The organism is Lactobacillus sp. PV034, assembly GCF_014522305.1.
Taxonomy (GTDB): domain Bacteria; phylum Bacillota; class Bacilli; order Lactobacillales; family Lactobacillaceae; genus Lactobacillus.
Map to the genome: position 1 here is coordinate 955,488 of NZ_CP041982.1, position 18,636 is coordinate 974,123.

Below are 18,636 nucleotides of genomic sequence, written 5' to 3' on the forward strand. Positions count from 1 at the left end.
TTTAGTATCTTTCTACTTTAGAAGAGGTAATAGCGTTGTGCTAATGAAACTCTTGGTACAGGTTCACAAGTAATTAACTTATCATCTACATATACGTTAAATGTTTGTGGATCAATCTTAATAGTCTTTGGAAGATAGTTATTAAGTTTCATATCACGTTTAGTTAAATTACGAGTGTTGTGAACTGGTAAAACAATCTTATCCAAGCCAAGTTCTTCTTTAATACCATGGTCATAAGCGTATTGAGAAACAAAAGTAATATTTGTATGGTAAGCAGCTTTACCATGTGCTGCGTATAAGTCACGCATCAATACAGGTTCAGGAGTTGGTAAACTAGATGAAGCATCACCCATTTCACCGTAAGAAATCATTCCACCCTTAAGAACCATTGTTGGTTTAGTACCAAAGAATTTTGGATCCCAAATTACTAAGTCAGCGAACTTACCTACTTCAATAGAACCAATGTAATCAGACATACCGTTCATAATTGCTGGGTTAATAGTGTATTTAGCAATGTATCTCTTAATACGGTTATTATCTGAGTGTTCTGAATCGCCTTCTAATGGTCCACGTTGAGCCTTCATCTTGTCAGCTAATTGCCATGAACGCATCACAACTTCACCAACACGACCCATTGCCATAGCATCAGAAGTCATAACACTTAATGCACCAACATCTTGTAAAATATCTTCGGCAGCAATAGTTTGCTTACGGATACGTGATTCAGCAAAAGCAACATCTTCTGGAACCTTTGGATCCAAGTTGTGACAAACCATAGTCATCCAGAACAATTCACTCATAACGTTAGAAGTGTATGGGTTAGTTGGGTCAGTTGAAGATGGTAAAACATTGTTTTGACCAGCAACAACCATGATGTCAGGAGCGTGACCACCACCGGCACCTTCAGTGTGGAATGTGTGGACAGTCCTACCTTCAAAGGCATCAATAGTATTTTCAACGAATCCACCTTCATTAAGTGAGTCGGTGTGGACAGCAAATTGAACGTCGTACTTGTCGGCAGCTTTAAGTGAGTTATTAATACCTGCAGCAGTTGCACCCCAGTCTTCATGAGTCTTGATACCTGCGGCACCTGCTTCAATTTGTTCACCAATTAACTCTGGACTATCTCCGGAACCTTTTGCTAATACCCCAATGTTTAAAGGAGTGTGATCAAAAGCTTCAAGCATACGGTGAACATAGAATTTACCTGGAGAAGTAGTTGCTGAACGTGAACCATCAGCAGGACCAGTACCACCACCAAATAAAGTAGTAATACCGTTATCAAGAGCAGCGTGAGTTAAGAATGGTGATAGGTAGTGAACGTGAAGGTCAATACCACCAGCAGTAACAATCATACCTTCACCAGAAATGGCTTCAGTACTTGCACCGACAACAAAGTCAACATCATCCATGATATCTGGGTTACCACCCTTACCAATAGCAAGGATCTTTCCGTCACGAATACCAATATCAGCCTTGTAAATACCGGTGTAGTCAATGATAATTGCATCAGAGATGATAGTATCTGCAACTAATGGGTTATCTGAACGCTTTTCAGTGGCGTTTACACCCATACCATCACGAAGAACTTTACCACCACCAAATTTACTTTCATCACCATGTACAGTTAAGTCTTTTTCAACTTCCGCAAATAAGTTAGTATCACCTAAACGGATACTATCGCCCTTAGTTGGTCCAAACATTTGCGCAAATTGTTTGTGATCCATATTAAAACTCATATTTTTCCTCTTTCTTTTTATCCTAATAGGTTAAATCTTATTCATGTCCTTCAGGTTTTTTGTCCATGTTGAAGTATACGCGGTCTTCTCCAGTATCAACTGTAACTTCTGCACCTTCAGCCTTCTTATCAATATCTAAGAAGCCATCAACACGGTCGTTAAAGCCAAATACACGACGCTTACCACCGTAATCGATTAAGTTTACAGTCTTTTCTTCGCCTGCTTCAAAACGTACAGCAGTACCTGCAGCAATATCTAAGTGTTTGCCGTAAGCTTTTTCACGGTCAAATTGTAAACCTTCTTCATTAGCTTCATAAAAGTGGAAGTGTGAACCGATTTGTACAGGGCGGTCACCAATATTCTTAACCTTAATTGAAATAGCTTTACGTCCCACATTATATGGAACTGGCTCTTTTGATAAAATATATTCTCCTGGAATCATAATTATCTCCTTTAACTAAATTAACGAATAGGGTCAGTAACAGTAACTAACTTTGTTCCATCTGGGAAGGTAGCTTCGACTTGGATCATTGGAATCATTTCTGGAACACCTTCCATAACATCTGCACGAGTTAAAATTTGAGCTCCCTCGTTCATTAAGGTTGATACTGTCTTACCTTCACGAGCACCTTCTAAAATATGTCTACTAATTAAAGCAACACTTTCAGGTTGGTTTAATTTAATTCCTCGTTTTTTTCTGTCTTCTGCTATCATTCCTGCAAATGCAATTAGCATCTTTTCTCTTTCACGCTCTGTAAGTTTCATAATAAGTTCCTTTCTTTACTTTTACTTACTTTGGCCATACATTTAAAAGCATCATAAAGCCAGGTATCCATGCAGTACATATACCTTCAATAATTCCAAGCCAACCTGGGAATTTTCCAAGGTTAAGTTTTAAGTTATTGGTAAGGAATCCTGTTAACCACAAAATTCCCCATGCCCACCAGATAATGCCATAAATCCAATTCCCACCAAAACCTTGGAAACATAAAATCCCAGCAGGAATTGAGTTGATAGCTACAAATAAGCTGTACCATCCATATAGGCGATTATCCAAATTAAAAATTGAATTAAGTGCTACATAAAGATAGGTAAAGGCAAATAGTAATCCAGTTGCACTCGCATAGAACCAGCTCTGTGGGGCGTTATGAATAATTCCCCAGGAAAGAGCCACAATATTCAAAATCAAACTTAATCCACCGGTAAAGAAGTTCATTACCACAATGGATTTATCTTTCATGTCTTGAACAGAATATAAACCATTGCTGATCAATACCATTCCGACATAAAGTAAAATTGTACCTAGCATTTTAATCTTCTTTCTTATACTTATTTAATATCATAGGTATCTTCATTCAATAAGACTTTATCCAAGCCTTCTTGAATTACTTCGTCAGATGGACGAATGTTTGTGAAAATACTTAATACTTTCAAAATGATTAAGGTTACAACAAATGCATAAACAGCTACCAATACAACTCCACCAACTTGAATGAAGAATTGGTGCCAGCCAGCACTTACGCCATTAATTGAACTAGAAGCTAAAATGCCGATTAAAATGGTTCCAGTGAAACCACCAATACCGTGAACACCCCATACGCCAAGTGCATCATCCCAGCCAATACGTTCTTGGAAAGAAACGGCAAGATTACAAATAATTCCTGCGACGATTCCGACAATAATTGCAAGACTTGGAGAAATATATCCTGCACATGGAGTAATTGTTGCTAATCCAGCAACTGATCCAGTCAAGACATCAACAAAATCAACTTTGCCTCGTACAAATTTCGCATATAATAACCAAACGATCATTCCGCTTGCTAAACCAACAATAGTGTTGGTAAATGCAGTGGCAGCTAATTTACCAGCTTTTAAAGCACCACCGGAATTAAATCCGAACCAGCCAAACCAAAGCAATCCGGTACCAATAGCTGCAGCCATTAAATTACTTGGCTTCATTCCTTTTTGCTTTAATTGACGTTTGCCAAGGAAGATGATACTTGCCAAGGCAGCAAAGCCGGCTGTGGTATGAATAACTGTTCCTCCAGCAAAGTCAACAAAACCAATCTTTTGAAGGAAGCCGCCACCCCATACCCAGTGACACACTGGAATATAAACTAAGAGAGTCCAGATAATTGATAGCCAAATGTATCCCTTCATGTTTAATCTTTCAGCAAAAGCTCCACTAATTAATGGCACTGTAATAACACAGAACATTAATTGGAATAAACAGAATAATACAAATGGAATGGAGGCAGCGTGAACTGCGTTTGGAACTAAGCCAACATGACTTAATCCAAAGTAATCAGTGAATCTACCAATTACCCCTCCCATATCTTTTCCAAAAGCTAAACCAAATCCTCCATAAATCCACAATAAGGTAATGATCCCCATTGAGATAAAGGATTGCATCATAATATATAAAACGCTTCGTTTACGTGCTAATCCACCATAAAAGAATGCTAATCCAGGTGTCATTAGACAAACTAAAGCGGTACACAACATCATGAATGTTGTATCGCCGGCGCTAAAATTCATAATTACCTCCATTACTCATTAATTAATAAACCTAGTTTCAAGGAGAGCCCAACTAATTCTAAATTCAAGTAAAAGCACTTACAAAACTAAAATACTGAAGATAGAGTACTAATAAAAAAGGAGCTAGAAAATGCTTTATAAAGCATTTTCTAGCTCCTTTTAAAATTAATTTTATTTACCTAATTTTGCTTGTTTAGTAATAGTCTTCATACCATTCATATATGGTACTAAGACATCCGGTACTGTTACACTACCATCTTCATTTTGGTAGTTTTCCAAAATTGCAGCAACTGTTCTACCAACTGCTAAACCTGAACCATTTAAGGTATGTGCTAAATGAAGCTTACCATCTTCATCACGGTAACGAATTTGAGCACGACGTGCTTGGAAATCAGTACAGTTAGAACAACTCGAAATTTCACGATACTTATCTTGTGCTGGCATCCAAACTTCCAAGTCAAAAGTTTCTGCACTAGTGAAACTAGCATCCCCAGTAGAAAGTGCAACTACATGATATGGTAAACCAAGTTTTTCTAGTAAATCTCCTGCATTCTTAGTTAATTTATCTAATTCATCCCAAGAATTTTCAGGCTTTACTACTTTAACCATTTCTACTTTTCTGAATTCGTGCATTCTAATCAAACCACGAGTATCACGACCAGCAGAGCCGGCTTCACTTCTAAATGCTGGTGATAAAGCAGTTACATTAACTGGTAATTTATCACCATTCAAAATTTCTCCACGGAAGTAGTTAACTAGTGGTACTTCAGCAGTAGGAATTAAGGTTAATTCACGTGGCTTATCTGGATCATCATTATCTACAATTGTGTAAACATCTTCAGTGAATTTAGGGAATTGTCCAGTTCCTTGCATTGAATCTCTGTTAACCAAATATGGAGGAATAACTTCAGTATAACCCGCCTTCATATTTTCATTTAAGAAGAAGTTAAAGACAGCACGTTCTAACATTGCACCTGCACCAATGTAGTAAGCAAAACGTGCACCTGATACTTTAGCAGCAGTATCCCAGTCCAAAATATTTAAATCAGTACCAATTTCCCAGTGTGGCTTTGGCGTAAAATCAAATTTTGTAGGTTCATTCCACTTGCGCACTTCTTGATTATAACTTTCATCTGGTCCTACTGGGACGCCATCTGCAGGGAAGTTTGGTAAACGTAGCAAGATATAATTTTGCTTTTCAGTCAATTCATCAACTTCTTTATCAAGTTCCTTGATTTCCTTACCTACTTCACGCATTTGTTTAATTGCATCACTAGCATCTTCTTTATTACGCTTAGCTTGAGCAATTTGGTCAGAAACTTCATTACGCTTTTGCTTTAAGGTCTCACTCTTGTTTAGAGTTTCACGTCTCTTTTTATCAATTTCTACCAATTCATCTAATTCTTCTGGCTTAACTCCACGAGTAGCTAATTTATCTTTTGCCCAGTCAAGCTTTTCACGAATAACTTTAATATCTAACATATTTACCTCCTAAAATACAAAAAAGTCGATTCATCCCTCTATGGGACGAATCGACTTAACACGACTTCGCGGTACCACCCAAATTTGGTATACAACCACACTCTAAAAGCGATAACGGTGCCAGCCGTGTAGCATTACCTACCCACTATTGAAATCTGGAAACGACATTCACTTGCTCTCACCAACCGCAAGCTCTCTGAAGCTGTCTTAGGATTTCGTGTTTAATTGCATTTTATCATACCAATCATCCGGTGTTAATAAAAAATATTTTTCTTCAAAGCCAATTGTTTCTGAAACTTGCTTAAAGTCTGCAGTATAAATATATTTAAAACCGAGTTTTTCTAAAATATGTTGTGATGCTTCATTATTTGAAAAGGTGCCGGCCCAAATTTGCTGCTGCTTTAAATCATTAAAAGCATAATTAATTATTATGGTTAAAGCCTCAGTCATTAAACCTTGGTGCCAATAATCTTTATCTAGCATAAAGCCCAAATCTTTTGTCACTAATAAGCCGGCTTGTTCGTCTAATCCTCGCTCATATAATTCAACTAAGCCGATCATTTTTTGAGACTTTTTCTCAATGATAGCAAAACTATATAAGCGTTTTTGATATTGGTCTGCCGCTTTTTGTGCTTGCCCTAGATCAGTAAATCTTTCAAAACCAGCAGTTTGATGATAAAGGTCATCTTGTCCCCATTTTAAGAGTGTCTGGGCATCTTCCAATTTAATTTTTCTAAGTAATATTCTTTTACTTTCTAGCAACTTATTTACCCACTAATTTCATTATCCATTTTGCTCCATACATCAATCCAAAACTATAAGCAGCAATGGTCCACGGCTTCCCTAGCAAAATTATCCATATGTACGTTGAAACCTTCATCTCGGTCAATCCTGAAATCATACATAAAACGTCATCAGGCGCCATCGGTGCCACAATACAAATTGCAAAGAACCAATTATATTTTTTTTGATTCTTAGTCCACTTCATATACTTTTCATAAGTTTTTTCAGAGACTAAATGTAAAATAAACGGTTTTCCATAATAACGGGCTAAAAAGAATAGAATAATTGATCCTAAACAAATCCCAACATAATTATAGATAAATCCCCACAAAGGGCCAAAGAAAATAACACCACCTAACAATGAAACTCCGCCTGGAATAATTGGAATCACTACTTGAATAATTTGAATTAAGACAAAAATAAGGGGACCAACGATCTGTTTATTGGCTAAGTATGTCTTCATTTTGACTTGATCAGTAAAAATACCAAGCTTATACCAATAAATACATAACAAAATTAATATTATTGTAGTAACGATAGTCAATATATTAATTAAACGTCGACTTGTTTTGGTAGACATTTTTTCACTCCCTTAATATTAAATTATTATACTAGAAAAAGGCTTTAAATAAACTAATCATGGGTCATTTTTTATACTTAAAATTTCATATCTAATAAAATATTTTTGGTCAAACTACTATCTTTTCTATTTTTATTTTATAATATACATAAGTTATTAAATAACAAAAAAAGGATAAGCCTATGGTAGTGATAAAAAAAGACATCGTATATGACCTACGTCATAACATAAAGACTGATATTTATTTTCCAAACAACACTACAACCGAAACAAAAATACTTGTTTTCTGGCATGGTGGGGGCTGGTTTCGCGGCGACAAAGCTGATATCAAATGGTTAGGAATCAAATTAGCAAATGCCGGTTTTATGACCTTAATTCCTAATTACCGCTTAGCTCCAGAAAATAAATTTCCTACTGCGCATGATGATGCCAAAGCGTTTATTAATTGGTTGCTAAAATCACAATATACCGATGAAAATGATCATGACAACATCGTACAAATTGGTGCAAGTTCTGGAGGAACACTTGCACTCTATTTAGCCGGTCTTTACGGTTTCCCAACTGTGACTTGGTCTGCTCCTGTTAATTTTTCTGCCTGGATTAAAAATCATCAAGATGTTCAACCATCAAAAGATGCAAAAAATGAGCTTAAGCTTCAAGATCCTAAAGAAATTAGAGCATCCTTTTATAAATATTTCACTCTCACATATGCCGATTCCGCTAATCTGACAAGTTTAGATGCTGACAGTTATGATTATTCAAATTTAAGACAATTGTTTATGATTAATTCTGCTCATGAACTAACAGAACTCTCAGATGTATTAACACTAATTAAAAAGTTGGCCGCACTTGATCATTCCATTCAACTCTTAGTTGTAAAAGGATCAAGACATGCAATGGATTATGCTAATGATTATCTAGATGAATCACTAGATTTTCTTTTTCAAGCTTTAAAGGGATAAAAAATGGTAGATATTAAAAAATTTATTTTAACTAGAAAAAAACTGGGTCTTTCTCAAAATGAACTATGCGATGGCATTTGTACACAGTCAACGTTAAGTAAATTTGAAAATAATGGGCGAATTCCTTCTTTAAAGATTCTAAATAGCCTATGTGCCCGAATGAATCTGAACCTTAGCGATATTATGAACGATGCTTTAAGTAATGATATTGACAACAAACTAGCTGCTGCGGACTACGCTAGTGATGTTTTTGATTTTCCTAAGGTTGCTCGCTTACTTAGTCAAATTCCAAAAAATGAATTAATTAAACAAGAAGATATATTTCATTATGACTATTTAAGAGGCTTACTAGCATTAGAGCTTGAACATAATCAGACCGATGCTTTGTACTGCTTTACTTTAATCTTGGAGTCACCAAAATTAAAAAGAGGAAGTATTTATCATTTATTAGCTTTAAGTGGTTGTGGTCAAGTTTACGAATTTCAAGGTGAATTAGAGAAAGCACAACAATATTATGATTTAATTACTTCTGAAATTCGCGAAGATACTATTTTAGATGCTCCTAAAAATCTTCAAATTCTTTCTATTCTTTACCATGCTGGTAAATTTTACAGTAAAGAAAAAGATTACCAAAAATCGAATAAATTACTTAACTATGGTTATCAAATCTGTGCTACCCAACACATTACTTATTATCTTGATCGCATTCTCTTTTGTCTTGCTGAAAATGGAAAGGCTCTTGGTATTAACGTCAAGCAAATTGAAACTTACATTAATGATGCTGCTGCCTTTGCTAGACTTTATAATAATCGTGTTTTATTGCAAAAAATCAATCAATTCCAAATAGCAGGCTAAAAAAGAACTAGTTACTAACTAGTTCTTTTTTAGTCGATTTTTTTATTCTTTAAGCTTCGCCAAGCTAACCAAGTAGTTAAAATGCTTGATATTAACAACAGATAAGCTGAAATTCCAAAAGAAACAAAATTATTCACTAGCTGTTTGACATATCCCGTCCCAGAAACATTAATAATGCCCAATGATGCACCAGCGTTTCTAAAAACAAGTTCAAACGCAACCAACACTAAAAATATAGTTTCAATTAGGGATAATATAAAAACCAAGTGTTTATCATTATGCTTATTCTTAACTGTGAATACAATAATAGCAAGAGGCATCGTGATAAAAAGTAATAATAAGCCATACCCGATTAAACTATCTTTACCACCCAAGCCAGCCACATTTAATAATACTTTCGTAATAGAAGCAGACGGCATTCCATTTAATGATGTAGTGGCAAAGGGGCCAAAAAATATTACAAATAGACTAACAAGCGCCAATAATAATACGCCTAATTGTGTAAAAGTTAGCTTTTGGTTGCTGTCATGATGTACTTCTTGACTAAGGGGCTTTTTGCCATGAGCCATTCTCTTAGTTTTAACTTTTTGATGTTGGGCTTCAACAGAATTCGCAACACTCGAACCAACTTGGTTAACTTTCTCAGCCAATCTTTGATCTACTGTATATTGCTGCGGTTCTGGGTGACTTCGACATACAATAAATAGCCAAATCATCAATACTAAAAAAGTTATCCAAGCTAAAGGACGAGAAAAACTCATTAAAATGAGTAAGCCAATTCCACTTAAAAAAACAATAATTGCATTTGCTTGAATCCAGTTAACCATTGCTGCAATAGTCGAATTTTGTTTCCCCGAAATCGAAACATTCTTAGATAGTGATGTCTTATTATTTTCACTATTTACTTTAGAATGATTAGACTCTTCACTATTAGTAAAGTATGAACTATTAAATTTCTTTAGATCAAAATCGCAATACGGACAACGTTCGTCGTTAGCACTAACTTGTCGCCCACAGTTTGGACATTTCATCGATATCTTCCTTGTTACTTTTAAAATATTTAAATAAATTATAGCATGGTTATAGTACAACAATGATAATCAAAAATGAGGATCAAAATGAAAACTAAAAAATTTTTTATACTTTTACCACTATTGTTACTAACTGCTTGTCAAAACCAAGCATCCCATAACAATCACATTAGCAAAAAAGAGAACTCAGCTTTAATCGCAAAAAATAAACAGAAAAAATTAAAAGAAAAAAGAGAAAACTTTATTTATCACGGCAAACTTTCACCTCAAGATAAGAAAAAGTTAGCCAAAATGAATATTACAGCTTTTGGTGATTCAATTATGGAAGGTTGTAAAGAGGATTATCAGATTCTATTTCCAAAAATCCAAGTTGATGCTGGAGTCTCACGTCAGGTTAGCTCTGTCATTAGTGAACTTCAAAATAAATCTCTGCCGAACACAATTTTGATTGGTCTTGGTACTAATGGTCCATTTTCTAAAGATCAGTTTGATACAATCATGCACTTAATTGGAACTAAACGTGAAATTTACTTTATCAATACTAATGTTGATCAAGACTGGCAAGAAGAAGTTAATGATGTATTGGCCACCGGAAGTAAGCAATATTCTAATGTACATGTAATTGACTGGAATCAATATGCAGCTGGACATGAAGATTGGTTCTGGGATGGGATCCACCCTAACATTGAAGGTCGCCAGATTATGGTTGATTTTGTAGGTCGAAATATTATTGCAGATGAGAAATATTAAGTATTAATTAACCATTTTATTGACTTCCCCTCTTTAAAGCATATAATAGCAATTAAATTAGTTAGATATTCTAACTAATTTTTATTTTGGATAAAGAGGTACTTAAATTGGAATTAAATTCAACTCAAATAAAAACAATAACAGATTATGACTTACCCTTGTCTTTTTTAGATAAAGTAACTTATCTTGATAACAATCAGCTCCAAGCAATCGCTAATACTACTATGGGAGAAAGTTTCTTTCAGGGTCATTTTCCAGGTAATCCAGTTATGCCTGGAGTCTTAACAATCCAGGCTATGGTACAAGCAGCCGAAGTATTTTGTAAAGAAAACAAAAAAGGTACCCCTAACCTAACCAAATTACAGAAAGCTCGCTTTAAAAAGATGATCTTACCTGGCAATCAACTAAAGATTATTCTCAAACAAACTAAGTTTGAAAAAGATAAAATTGAATTTTCCGGTGAAACTCTTGTCAATGATGAAGTAGCTTGCAGTGCTAATTTAAGTTTTTTATTAAATGATTAACTCTTTTAGCTTATAATTAAAGATGGATTTAATTATCAAGCTAAAGGATTTTTTACATGAATAAATTATACAAAGAGATTAGTGATGCTCTTTACAATAGCTATTATGGTATTGAAAGAATTGAACAAACGGAACTGAAAAAAAGTAAATTTAAAGATTTAACTCCAAATGAGTTACATGCTATAGATGCTATTGGCCTTCATAATCATTTGACTACTTCACAATTAGCTGAAAAACTACATGTTACTCGTGCTACTATCTCTACTCAAGTCGATCGCTTGGTTCGTAAAGGCTACGTAGAAAGAGTAAGAGACGAAAAAGATCGTCGTATCATTCGTCTTAAACTTACTCATCGAGGCAAACTAGTATGCCGTGCATATCATGCTTATCATAATTTGATGGTTAAGAGCTTTTTAGAAAACTTAAATGAAGACGAACTTCAAACTATTTATCGCGCTTTTAAGAATTTAGAAAAATTTACTAATTCTCATTAAAATAATTAAAAATGCAAGACCTGTTAGTCTTGCATTTTTTTATTTTAAAGCACTCCTGCGCCTGCTTTGGCAACCTTATCTACTTCTTCATTGTAAGTAACGTTAGTATGAGCTGGAACATGAACAAATTCTATCTTTATTTCTTTTTGCTTGTCTTGAATAAATTTTGCATATTTTTTTGTAAGTGGTAATTTAGCTTGCCAAGTCTTGGTAGGCCATGCCGATACACCTAAATAATCATGATATATCGTGACTTTTTGATAACCATGTTGAAGCGCCCAATTTACCGCATGACCTGCTGCTTTTAATTCACCAATAACATTGCGAGTTTCAACGTTTTTGATATCTTTAATTGGTCCATTAGCATGAATCTTTTTTATTTTTCCATCTTGGTTGTAAAGTACTACCATTCCCCAACCAGCAACATTAGTGTTTTTATTAAAACTGCCATCAGTAAAAATTATTACGCTAGACTTATCAAGATTATTAATTGCATCAGTAATTTCCTGATTAATTTCATTGATATTTTTTCCTGCTAAATTTCGCCCACTTTTTTGGTGGAGGAAAGTTTCCGCATCTGCCTTACTCTCAAAACTTTTATATTCAGCTCCCGGATAGCCGCTAATTAATTTTTGTACTTCACTCCAAGCAGTTTGAAATACTCCAATTTTTCTTCCTTTACGAATTGCATAATATTTTGTTTTAGCCATATCTTCACCTTTTCTATCTAATTGCTTGGGCTTTTTAGTTTTTCCACCTTAATTCCACAACGCTTAATTGTTAAAGGCAATTTTGTTAATTCTTCATAACACGAATTTATCTTTTGCAGTGTTTTCTCCACATCTAGTCCCTTTTCATTTAAAACTGCCTTAGCGGCGGCAAGATAATCGCGCTTAAATTTTTGGTTAACTTTATTCCAATTTACCCCGGCTAGGTCATGCGCCAAGGAAGGATCAAACGGCAATCGTTCTTGTAATATCAACACAGCAATTATTGGATAGCCCGGATATCCTTGCCAATATGTTGCATTATCATTGGACTGATAAATATCTCCTTGCCATTTTACCGTATATTTTTTTGCTCCATTAGACGAAATGACCTTTGCCTCATCTCCATTAATTTCCACATGATGATCACCAATAGCAGTATAAACCTCTAGAATCTTTTCTTTTGGTGGTAATTTTTTCATTTTAATCACTCTTTTTACTAACTATTTTTAAAATTATGCCAAATTCTTTAATCGCTTTAACCAATTTTCTACTAAAGCAGTAAATATCTTGGGTGCCTCGATTTGTAAGCTATGGTCAGTAGCATCCAAGACTGCAAATGATGCTCGTGGAAAAATCTCCAATAATTTCCATTGGTCTCTATAGCCCACAATCGTATCTTGCCTGCCAGTAATTATTAAACTTGGTTTATCATAATCCAAAGCTTTAATAACCTTATCCACATCCACAATAAAACTGTAATTATTTTTTAGGGCTTTTAAAAATCCTTTATTAGCTCTTTGGATTCCAGCAATAACTTCTTTTTGCCATCTTTCTACAGTCTTTTGATTAGCCACAAGTAAATTCTTAGTAACTCGCTCTGCTTTTTGCGGATTAAGGCCAGCTAAATAATCTGTATCTGTAAAACTCAAATATTTTTTAGGAACTTGTCTTTGTTTTCCATCAGGCACCACCATCGGACAAGTAAGTTAAGACCATCAACTTGGAACTTATAATGTGCTACTAGTCCTTGAGCCAAATAGCCACCATAAGATTGTCCAACCAATAAAAAATGTTCTTGACCAATAATTTTATCCACAAAGCCTTCTAAAATAGCCAATATTTTATCTGAAGAAGCATAGGCCAACGTATGACTAGACTCACCCATTCCTGGTAAATCAAGATAAATTCGTTTATACATCTGACCTTCTTTTTCAAAAATTGGTTCAAAGGCGCCAGTCATTAAATTAATGTCGCATCCCAGACCATGAATCAACAAAATTGGCTGTCCCATTCCTTTAATTTCATAGTGCAACTTCATATCTGGTGCATACTCATAAAACATCTAAATTAGTTTTCCTTTCTCCTTGTATCCTTCATCTTTCAAGGTAATTTTAGCGCTTGAATTAACAATTTTAAAATATTAGTTTTTATTACTCAGAAGGAATGAAATTTGGTGAAAATCTTCTTTTTATTTGACATCATAAATTTGAGTAATATAATTTGATTATCAAATAGTTTGATTATCTAATTATTTGATGTACTAAATATAAGTAATACCTTATTTTGCACAGAGATAGGACTGAATATACCCGTGAAGGATGTGAAAATCACTGCTACTAGCAAGGTAGCAGCTAACAATCTAGTTACTAATAACCAACTTAGTAAGATCATGGATACCAGCGATGAATGGATCACTAAGCGCACTGGAATCAAAACACGTCACATTAGTACTGATAAAAATACTTCAGACTTAGCAACAACTGTTGGAAAAGATTTGCTTGAACAAGTATCTTGGACACCAGATAAATTAGATTTGATTATTGTGGCGACGATGTCACCTGATTATCTAACACCTAGTGTTAGTGCCCAAATTCAAGGAAAATTAGGTGCACAACATGCTGTAGCTTTTGATCTTTCAGCGGCTTGTTCCGGGTTTTCTTATGCTCTTTCGGTGGCTCGCTCAATGTTATTAGCTAATAACTGGTCGAAGGCATTAGTTATTGGGGCAGAAGTTCTATCCAAATTAATTGATTGGGATGATCGCTCTAGTGCTGTTTTATTTGGTGATGGAGCTGGTGGAGTAATTTTAGAAACTGCAGCTGAAAGACACTTTGTGGGACAAGATTTACAAACTTTTGGTGAGTTAGGCAATCAATTAACTGCAGGCCATATTAAAAACAACACTGAATTAAGTAATAATTCTTTTACCTATACCCCCTTTCAAATGAATGGTCGTGAAGTTTATCGTTTTGCTACTCATGAAGTACCCCAATCAATTGAAGCTGCTTGTAAACAAGCAGGCATAACGGCTGATCAAATTGATCACTATTTACTTCACCAAGCTAATAGCCGAATTATTGAACATGTAGCTAAGCGCTTGAATCAACCGCTTAATAAGTTTCCAATTAACATTAATGAATATGGAAATACCGCAGCTGCTAGCGAAGCTATTTTACTAGCAGAATGTGCAGAAAAAGGACGAGTAAAAAAAGGTGAAACTATTGCTTTAAGCGGATTTGGTGGTGGTTTAACTTGTGCCACTGTCATTTTCAAATACTAAAAAGCAAATATTAGATAGAAAAGGATTAATAAAATGACTAAAGAAGAAATTTTAAAAGACGTACAAACTATTGCTAACGATGAATTAGATGTTGATACAGATAAAATAACTTTAACTACTAACATTAAAGAAGATTTAGATGCAGATAGCTTAGACTTATTCGAAATTTTAAACGAATTAGAAGATAAATATGACATTGAACTTGATCCTGACGACAGCATCGTAACAATCGGCGACTTAGTTGATTTTGTTAGTGCAGAAATGGACAAACAAAAATAATGAGTATTGGAATTCTCTTTAGCGGTCAAGGTGCACAAAAAGCAGGTATGGGATTAGACTTCTTCTCTGATCCCCTCTTTAAAGAGACGATTCAAACTGCCAGCGAAGCTAGTAAACAAAATATTGAAGCTATCTTTACTAATAAACATGAAGAGTTAAGTAAAACAATTCATGTCCAACCAGCTTTAGTTGCCTTTGAACTTGGAATATTTCGCATGTTAAAGCGTGACGTTGGTAAGCTTGACATTGGCGGAATGGTTGGTTTGTCATTAGGTGAATACGGCGCAATGGGCGCAAGTAATGCCCTTGATTTGGCTAGTACAATTAGTCTCGTAACTGATCGGGCTAGTTATATGCAAGCTGATGCTGACAAAATTGATAATGCTATGGCAGCTTTAATTAAGCCAAACTTGCCTAAAGTTGAAGCAATTTTAACTCAGCTTCAAGATCAAGGAAAACAAGTCTATCTTTCCAACTTTAATTCACCAAAGCAAATTGTAATTGGCGGAGAAAAGGACGCAGTTATTCTTGCCAGTAAAAAGATTAAAGAAAATGAAGCAGCCCATCGCACCATTCTTTTAAATGTTAACGGAGCTTTTCATACCCCGCTTTTCAATGATGCCAGTAAGCAGATGCATAATCGTTTAAAAGATATTTCCTTTAAACCAACAGCTGTACCAGTTATTTCCAATACTACGGGGCACCCTTTTACAAATGACTGGGCACAAATTATGGAAAGGCAACTAGCAGTCCCAACACATTTTGGCGATTGTTTGCAGTACTTAATTGATCATAGTCATATTTCTGCAACTTTAGAAATTGGTCCAGGCAAGACCTTATCTACTTTTGCTCGACAAATTGATCGCTCACTAAAAAATTATCGTATTGGAACGTATGACGAATATCAAGAATTCATTGAGGAAGCAAATGGAATTAAAGGATAAAGTAGTTTTAATTACCGGTTCAACACATGGAATTGGCAGTGCAATGGCACTCGAATTTGCAAAACATGGTGCTAAAGTCTTGTTAAATGGCCGCAAAGAGCTACCTAGTGAGTTAGCGGGGGAACTTGATAAACTTTCAGCAACTTACCATTACTTACAAGCTGATTTGGCTAATACAGATTTGAAAGATTTTGCTGCAGATGCTTGGAATGTCTACGGACAAGTAGATATTTTAATTAATAATGCTGGGTTAAATCGTGACAAGATGTTTATTGGCATGAAAGAAGCAGATTTTGATCAAGTCATCGATTTAGATTTGAAAGTTCCCTTCTTTTTGAGCAAGAATCTTATCAAAAAAATGAACAAGAAGCGCTCAGGAGTAATTATTAATCTATCATCTATTGTCGGGATACATGGAAATGCTGGGCAGGCTAATTATGCAGCCGCAAAAGCTGGCTTAATTGGATTAACCAAATCAATTGCTCGCGAAGCAGCGATGCGTAATATTCGCGTCAATTCGATTGCTCCAGGAATGATTGATACTCAAATGACGGCAGTACTTTCTGAACATGTAAAAAAGAATATTTTAGAGCAGATACCGCTTAAGCGTTTAGGTAATCCTAGCGAAGTGGCACAAACTGCTATTTTTTTGGCCCAAAATGACTATATTACGGGGCAAAACATTGTAGTTGATGGCGGAATGACGATGTAGGAGAAATTATGCAAAGAGTTGTTATTACTGGAATGGGAGCAATCGCTCCTAACGGAAATGGTTATCAAAATTTTGTTAAGAATAGTTTAGCAGGAAAAATTGGAATAAAACCTATCACAAAATTTGATGCAAGTGAGACTGGGATTACAGTTGCCGGAGAAATTGATGATTTTGATCCTCAAGATTATGTTGGTAAAAAAGAAGCTCGTCGGATGGACTTGTATTCTCAATATGCCATGCAAACTGCTGCTGAAGCAATGGAAATGGCTGGAATCAATGAAGAGAATACTGATCCAGAAGATCTCGGCGTTATCTATGGTTCCGGAATTGGTGGTTTAACTACTATCCAAGATCAAGTTCTTAGAATGCATGAAAAGGGCCCACGGCGCGTCTCTCCCTTTTTTATTCCAATGGCCATTTCAAATATGGCAGCTGGTAATATTTCAATTCGTTTTAATGCACAAAATATTTCTACCTCAATTGTTACTGCATGTGCAACAGGAACGAACAGTATTGGTGAAGCTTACCGCCAAATTAAAGCTGGGCGTGCCCAAGTAATGATTGCTGGTGGTGCCGAGGCTACTGTTAATGAAACGGCAATTGCAGGATTTGCGGCTTTAACTGCTCTATCCCAAAGTACTGATCCAAAGCATGCATCCCTCCCCTTTGATAGAGATAGAAATGGTTTTGTCCTTGGCGAAGGAGCTGGTGCAATGATTCTTGAAAGTTTGGATCATGCTAAAGCTCGAAACGCAAGGATTCTTGGCGAAGTAGTTGGTTATGGCACTACAAGTGATGCTTACCATATCACTTCTCCTGATCCTGAAGGAAAAGGGGCAATTCGTGCTATGAAGATGGCTATTGATGAGGCCGCTATTTCACCAAATGACGTGGATTATATCAATGCTCATGGAACAGCTACTCATGCCAATGATTCTGGCGAAGCTCACGCCATTAACAATTTATTTGGTGCCAATAATCATGTCCTAGTCTCTTCCACTAAGGGAATGACTGGTCACCTTTTAGGAGCAGCTGGCGCAATTGAAGCAATTATTACTGTGGCCAGTCTAAATGAAGGAAAACTACCAATAAATGTTGGAGTTTTTAATCAAGATCCTGAATGCAATATTACTTTGGTTAATCAAAATAATCGTGATACAGATGCTAAGTATGCTCTTTCCAATTCTTTCGGCTTTGGGGGACATAATGCAGTTCTAGCATTTAAGAAATGGAGTGAAGAATAATGGAATTAAAAGATATTCAAACCTTAATGGACCAATTTGAAGATTCAAATGTTCGTGAACTCAAAATTGATGATGGCGAATTTCACTTATATTTAAGTAAAAATAAAAAGAACAATGCTGTCTCAGTAAATACTGAAACTCCTAGTCCTGATACCGAAGTTACTCCCGCAAAGAAGGTTAATGAGAAGCAAACTCCTTCTTCTGAGAATACTTCAGCTGTTAAAGCACCAATTGTTGGAGTGGTTTACCTTCAAGCAAAACCTGATCAACCACCTTTTATTAAGGTTGGCGAACATATTAATACTGGCGACACAGTTTGTGTAATTGAGGCCATGAAGATGATGACCGAAGTAAAAAGTAAGATTAGCGGCACTGTTACAGCGATAAACGTAGAAAATGAAGATTTAGTTGAAGTTGATCAACCATTGATTTCAGTGAAAGAAGATTAA

General features: G+C 35.4%; 24 protein-coding genes. 11 read left to right on the forward strand and 13 right to left on the reverse strand.

Translation table 11 applies throughout. From position 1 onward, the window contains the following. Positions 1–17: 17 nt before the first annotated feature. The 8 genes from ureC to FP432_RS04960 form a co-directional block, all read right to left on the reverse strand. A complete protein-coding gene (gene ureC, locus FP432_RS04925) occupies positions 18–1,739 on the reverse strand; it encodes an urease subunit alpha (protein ID WP_265488208.1) in 1,722 nt (573 codons plus the stop codon). Between the two features lie 37 nt (positions 1,740–1,776). Beyond that, positions 1,777–2,181, reverse strand: a complete 405-nt coding sequence (ureB, locus tag FP432_RS04930; RefSeq protein ID WP_265488209.1) for an urease subunit beta — start codon at positions 2,179–2,181, stop codon at positions 1,777–1,779. A gap of 20 nt (positions 2,182–2,201) precedes the next feature. Next, the gene (locus FP432_RS04935; protein ID WP_265488210.1) at positions 2,202–2,504 is read right to left on the reverse strand and encodes an urease subunit gamma; all 303 of its coding nucleotides are present in this window, start codon (positions 2,502–2,504) and stop codon (positions 2,202–2,204) included. Between the two features lie 25 nt (positions 2,505–2,529). After that, positions 2,530–3,048, reverse strand: a complete 519-nt coding sequence (locus tag FP432_RS04940) for an AmiS/UreI family transporter (RefSeq protein WP_265488211.1) — start codon at positions 3,046–3,048, stop codon at positions 2,530–2,532. A 20-nt stretch (positions 3,049–3,068) separates the two neighbouring features. Then, positions 3,069–4,277, reverse strand: coding sequence for an ammonium transporter (locus FP432_RS04945; RefSeq protein WP_265488212.1), 1,209 nt, complete (start codon positions 4,275–4,277; stop codon positions 3,069–3,071). A 171-nt stretch (positions 4,278–4,448) separates the two neighbouring features. After that, positions 4,449–5,759, reverse strand: coding sequence for a serine--tRNA ligase (gene serS / locus FP432_RS04950; protein ID WP_265488213.1), 1,311 nt, complete (start codon positions 5,757–5,759; stop codon positions 4,449–4,451). Between the two features lie 207 nt (positions 5,760–5,966). Beyond that, entirely contained in the window at positions 5,967–6,521 is a 555-nt protein-coding gene (locus FP432_RS04955) for a GNAT family N-acetyltransferase (protein WP_265488214.1), read from the reverse strand. 1 nt (position 6,522) lies between these two features. Then, the gene (locus tag FP432_RS04960; protein ID WP_265488216.1) at positions 6,523–7,122 is read right to left on the reverse strand and encodes a TVP38/TMEM64 family protein; all 600 of its coding nucleotides are present in this window, start codon (positions 7,120–7,122) and stop codon (positions 6,523–6,525) included. Positions 7,123–7,304: 182 nt separating this feature from the next. Between FP432_RS04960 and FP432_RS04965 the strand changes: the two genes are divergently transcribed. Further along, positions 7,305–8,084 carry an alpha/beta hydrolase gene (locus FP432_RS04965; RefSeq protein ID WP_265488217.1) on the forward strand — a complete coding sequence of 260 codons (780 nt, stop codon included), beginning with the start codon at positions 7,305–7,307 and terminating at the stop codon, positions 8,082–8,084. Positions 8,085–8,087: 3 nt separating this feature from the next. Beyond that, the gene (locus tag FP432_RS04970) at positions 8,088–8,939 is read left to right on the forward strand and encodes a helix-turn-helix domain-containing protein (protein ID WP_265488218.1); all 852 of its coding nucleotides are present in this window, start codon (positions 8,088–8,090) and stop codon (positions 8,937–8,939) included. A gap of 29 nt (positions 8,940–8,968) precedes the next feature. On the opposite strand, the gene FP432_RS04975 is transcribed toward FP432_RS04970, so the two are convergent. Further along, positions 8,969–9,970: a zinc ribbon domain-containing protein gene (locus tag FP432_RS04975; RefSeq protein ID WP_265488219.1), complete on the reverse strand. Its 1,002-nt coding sequence runs from the start codon at positions 9,968–9,970 to the stop codon at positions 8,969–8,971. 87 nt (positions 9,971–10,057) lie between these two features. Between FP432_RS04975 and FP432_RS04980 the strand changes: the two genes are divergently transcribed. The 3 genes from FP432_RS04980 (at position 10,058) to FP432_RS04990 (ending at position 11,738) form a co-directional block, all read left to right on the forward strand. Further along, positions 10,058–10,720 carry a hypothetical protein gene (locus FP432_RS04980; protein ID WP_265488220.1) on the forward strand — a complete coding sequence of 221 codons (663 nt, stop codon included), beginning with the start codon at positions 10,058–10,060 and terminating at the stop codon, positions 10,718–10,720. Positions 10,721–10,827: 107 nt separating this feature from the next. Continuing rightward, a complete protein-coding gene (locus tag FP432_RS04985; protein WP_265488221.1) occupies positions 10,828–11,244 on the forward strand; it encodes a 3-hydroxyacyl-ACP dehydratase FabZ family protein in 417 nt (138 codons plus the stop codon). A gap of 56 nt (positions 11,245–11,300) precedes the next feature. Next, a complete protein-coding gene (locus FP432_RS04990) occupies positions 11,301–11,738 on the forward strand; it encodes a MarR family winged helix-turn-helix transcriptional regulator (protein ID WP_265488222.1) in 438 nt (145 codons plus the stop codon). 44 nt (positions 11,739–11,782) lie between these two features. Here FP432_RS04990 and FP432_RS04995 read toward each other — a convergent pair whose 3' ends face one another. From FP432_RS04995 to FP432_RS05010, 4 genes are read right to left on the reverse strand one after another with little or no spacing between them, the layout of a single operon-like run. After that, a complete protein-coding gene (locus tag FP432_RS04995) occupies positions 11,783–12,448 on the reverse strand; it encodes a ribonuclease H family protein (RefSeq protein ID WP_265488223.1) in 666 nt (221 codons plus the stop codon). Positions 12,449–12,465: 17 nt separating this feature from the next. Continuing rightward, on the reverse strand, positions 12,466–12,927 hold the full coding sequence (locus tag FP432_RS05000; protein ID WP_265488224.1) for a hypothetical protein: 462 nt from the start codon (positions 12,925–12,927) through the stop codon (positions 12,466–12,468). A 33-nt stretch (positions 12,928–12,960) separates the two neighbouring features. Continuing rightward, entirely contained in the window at positions 12,961–13,416 is a 456-nt protein-coding gene (locus tag FP432_RS05005; RefSeq protein ID WP_265488225.1) for an alpha/beta fold hydrolase, read from the reverse strand. Further along, on the reverse strand, positions 13,374–13,790 hold the full coding sequence (locus FP432_RS05010; protein ID WP_265488226.1) for an alpha/beta fold hydrolase: 417 nt from the start codon (positions 13,788–13,790) through the stop codon (positions 13,374–13,376). Before FP432_RS05010 ends, FP432_RS05005 begins: the two co-directional genes overlap by 43 nt. A 249-nt stretch (positions 13,791–14,039) precedes the next feature. Between FP432_RS05010 and FP432_RS05015 the strand changes: the two genes are divergently transcribed. From FP432_RS05015 to accB, 6 genes are read left to right on the forward strand one after another with little or no spacing between them, the layout of a single operon-like run. Continuing rightward, complete coding sequence (locus FP432_RS05015; protein ID WP_265488227.1) at positions 14,040–15,008, forward strand: beta-ketoacyl-ACP synthase III; 969 nt, start codon at positions 14,040–14,042, stop codon at positions 15,006–15,008. 33 nt (positions 15,009–15,041) lie between these two features. Further along, positions 15,042–15,287, forward strand: coding sequence for an acyl carrier protein (locus tag FP432_RS05020; RefSeq protein WP_265488228.1), 246 nt, complete (start codon positions 15,042–15,044; stop codon positions 15,285–15,287). After that, the gene (locus FP432_RS05025) at positions 15,287–16,231 is read left to right on the forward strand and encodes an ACP S-malonyltransferase (RefSeq protein WP_265488229.1); all 945 of its coding nucleotides are present in this window, start codon (positions 15,287–15,289) and stop codon (positions 16,229–16,231) included. The genes FP432_RS05020 and FP432_RS05025 overlap by 1 nt, the downstream gene beginning before the upstream one ends. Then, positions 16,215–16,943: a 3-oxoacyl-ACP reductase family protein gene (locus tag FP432_RS05030; RefSeq protein ID WP_265488230.1), complete on the forward strand. Its 729-nt coding sequence runs from the start codon at positions 16,215–16,217 to the stop codon at positions 16,941–16,943. Before FP432_RS05025 ends, FP432_RS05030 begins: the two co-directional genes overlap by 17 nt. A gap of 8 nt (positions 16,944–16,951) precedes the next feature. Next, positions 16,952–18,187 carry a beta-ketoacyl-ACP synthase II gene (gene fabF / locus FP432_RS05035; RefSeq protein WP_265488231.1) on the forward strand — a complete coding sequence of 412 codons (1,236 nt, stop codon included), beginning with the start codon at positions 16,952–16,954 and terminating at the stop codon, positions 18,185–18,187. Then, positions 18,187–18,636, forward strand: coding sequence for an acetyl-CoA carboxylase biotin carboxyl carrier protein (accB, locus tag FP432_RS05040; protein WP_265488232.1), 450 nt, complete (start codon positions 18,187–18,189; stop codon positions 18,634–18,636). The genes fabF and accB overlap by 1 nt, the downstream gene beginning before the upstream one ends.

Bases quoted from the DNA above. Each gene is read 5' to 3' on its own strand.
- serS (WP_265488213.1), bottom strand. From the start codon at position 5,759: ATGTTAGATATTAAAGTTATTCGTGAAAAGCTTGACTGGGCAAAAGAT.
- accB (WP_265488232.1), top strand. From the start codon at position 18,187: ATGGAATTAAAAGATATTCAAACCTTAATGGACCAATTTGAAGATTCA.
- FP432_RS05020 (WP_265488228.1), top strand. From the start codon at position 15,042: ATGACTAAAGAAGAAATTTTAAAAGACGTACAAACTATTGCTAACGAT.
- FP432_RS04990 (WP_265488222.1), top strand. From the start codon at position 11,301: ATGAATAAATTATACAAAGAGATTAGTGATGCTCTTTACAATAGCTAT.
- FP432_RS04960 (WP_265488216.1), bottom strand. From the start codon at position 7,122: ATGTCTACCAAAACAAGTCGACGTTTAATTAATATATTGACTATCGTT.
- fabF (WP_265488231.1), top strand. From the start codon at position 16,952: ATGCAAAGAGTTGTTATTACTGGAATGGGAGCAATCGCTCCTAACGGA.
- FP432_RS05030 (WP_265488230.1), top strand. From the start codon at position 16,215: ATGGAATTAAAGGATAAAGTAGTTTTAATTACCGGTTCAACACATGGA.
- FP432_RS04980 (WP_265488220.1), top strand. From the start codon at position 10,058: ATGAAAACTAAAAAATTTTTTATACTTTTACCACTATTGTTACTAACT.
- FP432_RS05000 (WP_265488224.1), bottom strand. From the start codon at position 12,927: ATGAAAAAATTACCACCAAAAGAAAAGATTCTAGAGGTTTATACTGCT.
- FP432_RS05025 (WP_265488229.1), top strand. From the start codon at position 15,287: ATGAGTATTGGAATTCTCTTTAGCGGTCAAGGTGCACAAAAAGCAGGT.
- FP432_RS04945 (WP_265488212.1), bottom strand. From the start codon at position 4,277: ATGAATTTTAGCGCCGGCGATACAACATTCATGATGTTGTGTACCGCT.
- ureB (WP_265488209.1), bottom strand. From the start codon at position 2,181: ATGATTCCAGGAGAATATATTTTATCAAAAGAGCCAGTTCCATATAAT.
- FP432_RS04970 (WP_265488218.1), top strand. From the start codon at position 8,088: ATGGTAGATATTAAAAAATTTATTTTAACTAGAAAAAAACTGGGTCTT.
- FP432_RS04975 (WP_265488219.1), bottom strand. From the start codon at position 9,970: ATGAAATGTCCAAACTGTGGGCGACAAGTTAGTGCTAACGACGAACGT.
- FP432_RS04935 (WP_265488210.1), bottom strand. From the start codon at position 2,504: ATGAAACTTACAGAGCGTGAAAGAGAAAAGATGCTAATTGCATTTGCA.
- ureC (WP_265488208.1), bottom strand. From the start codon at position 1,739: ATGAGTTTTAATATGGATCACAAACAATTTGCGCAAATGTTTGGACCA.
- FP432_RS04965 (WP_265488217.1), top strand. From the start codon at position 7,305: ATGGTAGTGATAAAAAAAGACATCGTATATGACCTACGTCATAACATA.
- FP432_RS05010 (WP_265488226.1), bottom strand. From the start codon at position 13,790: ATGTTTTATGAGTATGCACCAGATATGAAGTTGCACTATGAAATTAAA.
- FP432_RS04940 (WP_265488211.1), bottom strand. From the start codon at position 3,048: ATGCTAGGTACAATTTTACTTTATGTCGGAATGGTATTGATCAGCAAT.
- FP432_RS04995 (WP_265488223.1), bottom strand. From the start codon at position 12,448: ATGGCTAAAACAAAATATTATGCAATTCGTAAAGGAAGAAAAATTGGA.